Annotated in this window: 7 protein-coding genes and 1 pseudogene; 6 read left to right on the forward strand and 2 right to left on the reverse strand. The window is 71.0% G+C overall.

Features of this window, described 5'->3' with window-relative positions:
- Nucleotides 1–104: 104 nt before the first annotated feature.
- A complete protein-coding gene (locus tag ABZS66_RS03025; protein ID WP_354754558.1) occupies nucleotides 105–1,226 on the reverse strand; it encodes a cellulose binding domain-containing protein in 1,122 nt (373 codons plus the stop codon).
- 131 nt (nucleotides 1,227–1,357) lie between these two features.
- On the opposite strand from ABZS66_RS03025, the gene ABZS66_RS03030 reads away from it, so the two are divergent.
- The 5 genes and pseudogenes from ABZS66_RS03030 to ABZS66_RS03050 all read left to right on the forward strand — a co-directional run.
- The gene (locus ABZS66_RS03030) at nucleotides 1,358–2,074 is read left to right on the forward strand and encodes a DUF6086 family protein (protein WP_354754559.1); all 717 of its coding nucleotides are present in this window, start codon (nucleotides 1,358–1,360) and stop codon (nucleotides 2,072–2,074) included.
- Between the two features lie 268 nt (nucleotides 2,075–2,342).
- Nucleotides 2,343–3,158, forward strand: coding sequence for a 5-dehydro-4-deoxy-D-glucuronate isomerase (kduI, locus tag ABZS66_RS03035; RefSeq protein WP_354754560.1), 816 nt, complete (start codon nucleotides 2,343–2,345; stop codon nucleotides 3,156–3,158).
- Entirely contained in the window at nucleotides 3,155–3,349 is a 195-nt protein-coding gene (locus ABZS66_RS03040; protein WP_354754562.1) for a hypothetical protein, read from the forward strand. The genes kduI and ABZS66_RS03040 overlap by 4 nt, the downstream gene beginning before the upstream one ends.
- A 55-nt stretch (nucleotides 3,350–3,404) precedes the next feature.
- Nucleotides 3,405–4,184, forward strand: a complete 780-nt coding sequence (locus ABZS66_RS03045; protein WP_354754564.1) for an IclR family transcriptional regulator — start codon at nucleotides 3,405–3,407, stop codon at nucleotides 4,182–4,184.
- A gap of 69 nt (nucleotides 4,185–4,253) precedes the next feature.
- Nucleotides 4,254–4,409 (forward strand): annotated as a pseudogene (locus ABZS66_RS03050) (tautomerase family protein); the annotation flags it as partial.
- A gap of 86 nt (nucleotides 4,410–4,495) precedes the next feature.
- Here ABZS66_RS03050 and ABZS66_RS03055 read toward each other — a convergent pair.
- Nucleotides 4,496–5,491 (reverse strand): NADP-dependent oxidoreductase, encoded by a 996-nt coding sequence (locus ABZS66_RS03055; protein ID WP_354754565.1) that lies wholly within the window; start codon nucleotides 5,489–5,491, stop codon nucleotides 4,496–4,498.
- A gap of 88 nt (nucleotides 5,492–5,579) precedes the next feature.
- Here ABZS66_RS03055 and ABZS66_RS03060 point away from each other — a divergent pair, with 88 nt between their 5' ends.
- On the forward strand, nucleotides 5,580–6,083 hold the full coding sequence (locus ABZS66_RS03060; protein ID WP_354754567.1) for a MarR family transcriptional regulator: 504 nt from the start codon (nucleotides 5,580–5,582) through the stop codon (nucleotides 6,081–6,083).
- Nucleotides 6,084–6,523: the final 440 nt, after the last annotated feature.

A 6,523-nucleotide genomic window follows, 5' to 3' on the forward strand; every position in this document is an offset into this window, starting at 1 on the left:
CCTCTTGGGATGTATCGAGAATGGCTCCGAAGACGTCCTAGATGCATCGGGGACCGACCCCGCTCTTCAGCTCAGGGTTCGGCCGTAGCCGAAGCTCGGTCGGCTCAGCTGAAGTCCAGCGAGTAGCTGTTCGTGGTGAAGCCGGCCCGGCCGGCGGTGCCGGTGAGCTCGAAGCCGAACTGCGCGTCGCCGACCGTGACGTCGCCCCACCAGCGCTGCGTGCGCAGCCAGTTCAGCACCGCGAGAACGTCGATGGTGCCGGCGTTGGTCTTGCTGGTGCGGACGAACGAGAAGACCGCGTTGCTGCCGTTCGAGCCGCGGTAGACGTTCCAGGTGTGGCCGCCGACGCTGACGTTGCGGGCGTTGGGCACCGCGCCGTTCGCGTCGTAGGACTCGGCGATCGGCCCGACGGCGCCGTTCTGGTTGCACCAGATCATGACCTCGTAGGCGTAGTTGTTGGCCCAGATGTCGTACGCGGTCGCGTAGTCGCCGTCGCTGGCCACGGTCACGTTGAACGAGCTGCGCAGCGAGCTCAGGGAGCTCAGGGTGCGGTTGAGGATCTTCGACGTGTGCGGGTACGCCTTCACGCCGCTCGTGCGCGGGTGCTGGGCGACGACGCCCCAGTTGGTGCCGGTGCGGGCCCAGATCGTCTGCGGCCCGGCGCCCGAGCCCCAGATGTTGTTCCGGACGGTGTACCCCCCGTTCGTCCAGGTGTCCCACTGCCCGCCGGCGACCCAGACGGCGTCGGAGGGCACGCCGGTGCCGGTGGGTGGCGGGCTGGAGGTGGCGCTGCGGGTGGGCGTCGGGCTCGTGGTGCTGACGCTGCCGGTGCAGGCGGTGCCGTTGAGGCTGAACGCCGTGGGCACCGGGTTGCTGCCGGTCCACGAGCCGTTGAACCCGAACGACGCCGTCCCGTTGGTCGCGATGGACCCGTTGTACGACGCGTTGCGGGCCGTGACCTGGGCCCCGCTCTGGGTCACGGTGGCGTTCCAGGCCTGGGTGACCTGCTGGCCGGCCGAGTAGGACCAGGTGAGCGTCCAGGCGCTGACCGGGTCGCCGAGATTGGTGATGGTGACGTTGGCCCCGAACCCGCCCGGCCATTGGCTGGCCACCGAGTACCCGACCCGGCACCCGGCCGCGGCCGACGCGGGCATCGCCACCACGACCCCGGCGGTGGTGACGGCAACCGCCGCCGCGATGGACAGCGCAAGATGACGTCTGAGCATGGCCGCTTCCTTTCGGCGCGAGAGTCGAACCGCTTCGACGCCGGAAGCTAGCGCCGTGCATCGATACACGTCAACGTCAAGGGGAGGGGCGCACGGAGCGGGTGTGAAAGTTTCCGGGTTAAGGTTCGGCGATGGGTACGACCGCGTACGTCGACGGCATCGCGTTCTGGGAGCCCGGTGAAGCCGTGGCGGACATGTTCTGCGTGCAGGTGCGCGTGCTGGAGCGCTGGATCCGCCGCTCCAGCGGCATCGTCGGCCCCGAGTCCGACGAGATCGTCGTCGACCCGCTGAAGCTGCGGGAGTTCCTGATCTTCCAGCTCAACGCCTGGGCCCGCACCAGCTCGCCGACCCTGAAGACGATGCTGCAGGGCACCATGCAGGTCCTCGCCGCGCTGGACGAGCACCTCAACGGCCCCCTGCGGGAGCTGGGCGCCGTTCCGGAGATCCAGCGCGGCCGGCTCGCGGCCCTCGCGCCCGGCTCGCTGCGCCCGGTGCCGTGGGGGCCACCGACCGCGGCCGATCTCCCGCAATCGGTGCGCTTCGAACTCGCCACGATCGTCCAGGACCTGGTCCGCGGCTGGTACAAGACCCTCGAAGAGCGCCTGGGCAGCGCCGGCTGGCCGGCGGACCGCCTGCGGGAGGTCGTCGAGTCGTACGCGATCCCGCTCCTCATGCCGCCCCAGCGCATCCCGCCGGACCTGATCAGCACGGTCGAGGACGGGCGGCGGACCAGCCTGATGTCGCTGTGGGACACGGTGTACGGCGTGTCCCGCCTGCGCCTCCAGGTCGTCCACGACGAGCAGGGCCACCGGGTCACCTGGCTGGGCTTCGGCGACCCGCCTGGCTGAGGCATGATCGATGGAGCGTTCCGGCTGCCATGACAGCCAGTTCGCGCCATCGCATCCATTCACCCTGCTCGACGCGGATGTGGGTCCTGCCGCCGCCCCCACCGGCCTCGTCGTCGCCGCACGCGCTGATCAGACCGGCCGCGGCCGTGCCGAGGGACAACGCGATGCATGGCCCGCCTGTCCGTAAGGGTTGTTCCCCATCACTGCGCCGGACTGTACTGTGTTCCGTGGTACGGAACAAACTTCTGTCAGATGGAATGGAGGCCAGATGGAGATCCGCCACGCGACGTCGCCGGACGAGGTGGAGCGGATGGGCACCGAGGAGCTGCGGGCCCGGTTCCTCGCGACCGACCTCGTCGCCGGCTCGGCGGTCCGCCTCGTGTACAGCCACCACGACCGGCTGGTCGTCGGCGGCGTGACGGCGGGCGCGGAGGCCGTCGCGCTGCCGAACCCGGACGCGCTGCGCTCGGCGTTCTTCCTGGAGCGGCGGGAGCTGGGCGTGGTGAACGTCGGCGACGGGGAGGGTCGGGTGCTCGTCGACGGCGAGGCGTTCCCGCTCGGGCCGAAGGAGGTGTTGTACGTCGGGCGCGGCGCACGGGAGGTGAACTTCAGCGGGTCGAGCTTCTACCTGGTCTCGACGCCCGCCCACACCACGCACCCGACCCGCAGCGCGACCATGGCCGAGGCCGAGCCGGTGTCGCTGGGCTCGATCGAGGGCTCCAACGAGCGGACGATCTACAAGTACATCCACGCCGCCGGCATCCGCAGCTGCCAGCTCGTGCTCGGCGTGACCGTGCTGGCCCGGGGCAGCATGTGGAACACCATGCCCTGCCACGTCCACGACCGCCGCACCGAGGCCTACTTCTACTTCGACCTGCCGGCGGACCAGCGGGTGGTACACCTCATGGGAAAGCCCGATGCCACCCGCAACCTGGTCCTCGCGGGGGGCCAGGCCGTCATCTCCCCTCCGTGGTCGGTCCATTGCGGCTTCGGTACCGCAAGCTACGCGTTCGTCTGGGCCATGGGCGGCGAGAACCAGGCGTACGACGACGTCGAGGTCGTGGCCGTTCAGGATCTGCGGTGACGCTCTTCGACCTCTCGGGCCGGGTCGCGCTGGTCACCGGGGCCGGCAAGGGCATCGGGCGGGCCATCGCGGTCGGGCTGGCCCGGGCCGGGGCCGACCTGGTCGGCGCGGCCGTGTTCCTCGCCTCGCCCGCCGCGGACTACGTGGCGGGGCACGTTCTGGTGGTCGACGGTGGCTGGATGGCCCGGTGAGACTTTTGGCTGGTCGGCCCGCTGGACGGAACGCCGTACCGGATAGGCTTGGCTGGTGACGACCGGGATGCCGAGCGGGTCCATCGACAAGGCCCTGACCGTGCTCGAGGCGCTGGCCGAGCACAGCCGGCTCACGGACATCGCGGCCGCGTCGGGCCTGCCGAAGTCGACGGTCCACCGGATCCTGCAGAGCCTGCTGGGCTGGGGCTTCGCCGTCGCCGACGGCAACGGGGGCTACCTGCCCGGCCCGCGCATCCTCACCTTGGCCGGCCGGGTGATGAGCCGCTTCGACCCGGCCCAGCACGCTCGCGCAGCCCTGCGCGACCTGCGCGACCGCACCGGCATGACGGTGCACTTCGCGATCCGCAGCGGCGACGAGATCGTCTACGTCGACAAGATCGAGGGCCGCCGCCCGTACCAGATGAAGTCCCGCGTCGGCATGGGCGTCCCGCTGCACACCACCGCCATCGGCAAGGCCGTGCTGTCGCAGCTCACCCCGGCCGAGACCGCCGAGATCATCGACCGGGCCGGCCTGACCGCGGTCACCCGCCGCTCGATCACCGACCCGGCGGTCCTGCGCCGCCAGCTCGACGAGGCGCAGGCCCACGGCTTCGCGATCGACGACGGTGAGAACGACGCGGGCATCAGCTGCATCGGCGCACCGGTCTTCGACCACACGGCGAGCGTGATGGGCGGCATCTCGATCTCCGCGCTGTCGTTCGAGATGGACCTGGACAGCGAGGCCCTGGCCGCCGAGGTGATCAGCGCCGCGCGCGCGGTGTCGGTGGCGCTGGGCGCTCCGGCGGCCGACTCCGACACTGAACAGGCCGGCTGACCTCTTTCCCGTTTGCTTGCGTTCCGCCTGGCGGAACGTAATTCCGTAGGCTCCATTCCTGGAGGCCTCATGCCCAACATCACGGTCGAACTGCTCTCCGGCCGCACCCTCGACCAGCGCCGCGACTTCGCCGAGGCGGTCACGGCGGCTGCGGTGGACATCCTGAAGGCCAAGCGCCCGTCGGTGCGGATCCGCTTCGACGAGATCGAACGCTCCGACGTGGCCAACGGCGGCACCCTGGAGTGCGACCGCGAGGCCTGGCGCTCGTGTTGTGGGTGCGGAGGCTCGCTCCGCACCCACATCTTTCCCGTTCAGACGGTGATCACCGTCTTGCCGGCGAGGGTGCCGGCGTCGCTGCGGGCGTGGACCGCCGCCAACTCGTCCAGCGAAACGCGCTCGGCGATGTGGATGTGGAGCTTGCCCGCGTCGACCCGCTCGACGAGCCCGGCCAGCTGACCGGCGTCCGCACGCAGGTACATGTTGCTGGCCCGCACCCCGCGACCGTCGTCCCCCACGGCTGGCGCCGTGGTGCTGATCAGCACGCCACCGTCGGCAACGAGCGCCGTCAGCGCCGCCATGGCATCCGGCGGCACCGGGGCGAAGTTCAGCACCACGTCGAACCCGCCCTCCCGTCCGCTGTCGGCGACCTCATCCGCCGCGCGGCCGACGACCTCGGCGCCGTAGCCCCGTACCCGGTCGGCGTTGCGCTCGCCGGCCGTGGCGACCACCGTGGCACCGGCCTCGACGGCGAGCTGGACGGCGTACCCACCGACCGCACCACCCGCACCGTTGATGAGCACGCGCTGCCCCGGCTTGACGGCGGCATGGTCGTGCACCGCCTGCCACGCCGTGAGCCCGGTCGCCGGAAGCGCCGCGGCGTCGGCGAGCGGCACCGCCGTGGGTGCGGCGGCGAGTGAACCGGCCGGGACCAGCACGTACTCGGCCGAGGCGCCGGGCTCGGTCATCGGCAACACCCCGACGACCCGGTCCCCGACCTGGAACTCGACGCCGCCCGCCGCCGACCCGGCCCCGGTGAGGCCGGCGCCGGATCCAGCTGCCGGGCCGGCCCCGGTGACCCCCTCGCCCAGCTCCTCCACGGTGCCGGCAACCTCGATCCCTGGTGTGTACGGCAGCGCGACGGGGAAGACCTGCTGCAGATAGCCGGCGCGGATGGTCGCGTCGACCGGGTTGAAGGCGGTGGCGGTCACGCGCACGAGGACCTGACCCGCGCCGGGAACGGGCCGCGCAACCTCGTCGACCCGCAGCTCGCCGGCGTCACCGTGCCGGTGGTACCGAATGGCTTTCATCGCGCTCTCCTTCGCCGTCAGTTGCTTCGAATTCGAAGCACACGCCGACTATAGCTTGCTTCGAATTCGAAGCAAGTAGACTTCGGATGTGAGCCCCGAGACAGCGCCGCTGGACGCCGAGCAACTGGCCGCGTACTTCGCGCTGATGGAGGTCAGCACCCTGCTCCAGCACGCGGTCGACGAGCACCTGCGCGCGGACGGCGACCTGAGCAACGTCCAGTTCCAGATCCTCATGCGCCTGAGCGGCGCTCCGGAGGGGCGGCTGCGGATGACGGACCTGGCCGACGGCGTCGTGTACAGCCGCAGCGGCCTGACCTACCAGGCCGGCCTACTGGAACAGCGCGGCTTGATCACCCGCTCACCGGCCCCCGACGACGAGCGCAGCGTCATCGTGGCGGTGACGGGGGCCGGCCGCGACCTCATAGCCCAGGTACTACCGGGCCACATCCGAGTCGTACGCCGGATGCTGTTCAACGCCCTCCAGCCCGGCGACGTCGAACTCCTGGGCGGCGTACTGGGCCAGGTCCGAGACCACATGCGCACGGCCCCACCCCGCTCCGCGAGACCCCGCACCCGCCGCACCAAGCCCTGAGCCGACGACCAGCCCGCCAGCTGTGATCACGTAAAGCTGTTGCCCCTGGATCACGGCCGGGCGCTGCGCCACGGCCCGATCGGCCATGATCCCGAAGACTTCTCGCCGCTCCAGGGACAAGAACTCTTCGGGATCACGGTCATGGTCGACGAAAGGTCTTCGTGATCATGGTGCTGGGCGGCCACGTATGCGGATGGTGCGCCGTCGACGCTCGCCGAAACGCTGCTCACGAGGCCACTCACAGCACCGACCAGCAGCCACAAACCCGAGGCCACCAGCGGAGGCACCCATCGCGTCGGGCACACGCGACAGCCAACTGCGCCATCACGTCCCGAACCACGCCGCCCAGCCGAGCCGCACCCGGCCGCCCGCACCGCCCGGCCACCCGCACCGCCCGGCCACCCGCACCGCCCGGCCACCCGCACCGCCCGGCCACCCGC

Source organism: Dactylosporangium sp. NPDC005572 (genome assembly GCF_040605515.1).
Classification (GTDB): domain Bacteria; phylum Actinomycetota; class Actinomycetes; order Mycobacteriales; family Micromonosporaceae; genus Dactylosporangium.

Excerpts from the sequence above, each read along its gene's own strand:
- ABZS66_RS03055 (WP_354754565.1), bottom strand. The coding sequence starts at position 5,491 with ATGAAAGCCATTCGGTACCACCGGCACGGTGACGCCGGCGAGCTGCGG.
- kduI (WP_354754560.1), top strand. The coding sequence starts at position 2,343 with ATGGAGATCCGCCACGCGACGTCGCCGGACGAGGTGGAGCGGATGGGC.
- ABZS66_RS03030 (WP_354754559.1), top strand. The coding sequence starts at position 1,358 with ATGGGTACGACCGCGTACGTCGACGGCATCGCGTTCTGGGAGCCCGGT.
- ABZS66_RS03025 (WP_354754558.1), bottom strand. The coding sequence starts at position 1,226 with ATGCTCAGACGTCATCTTGCGCTGTCCATCGCGGCGGCGGTTGCCGTC.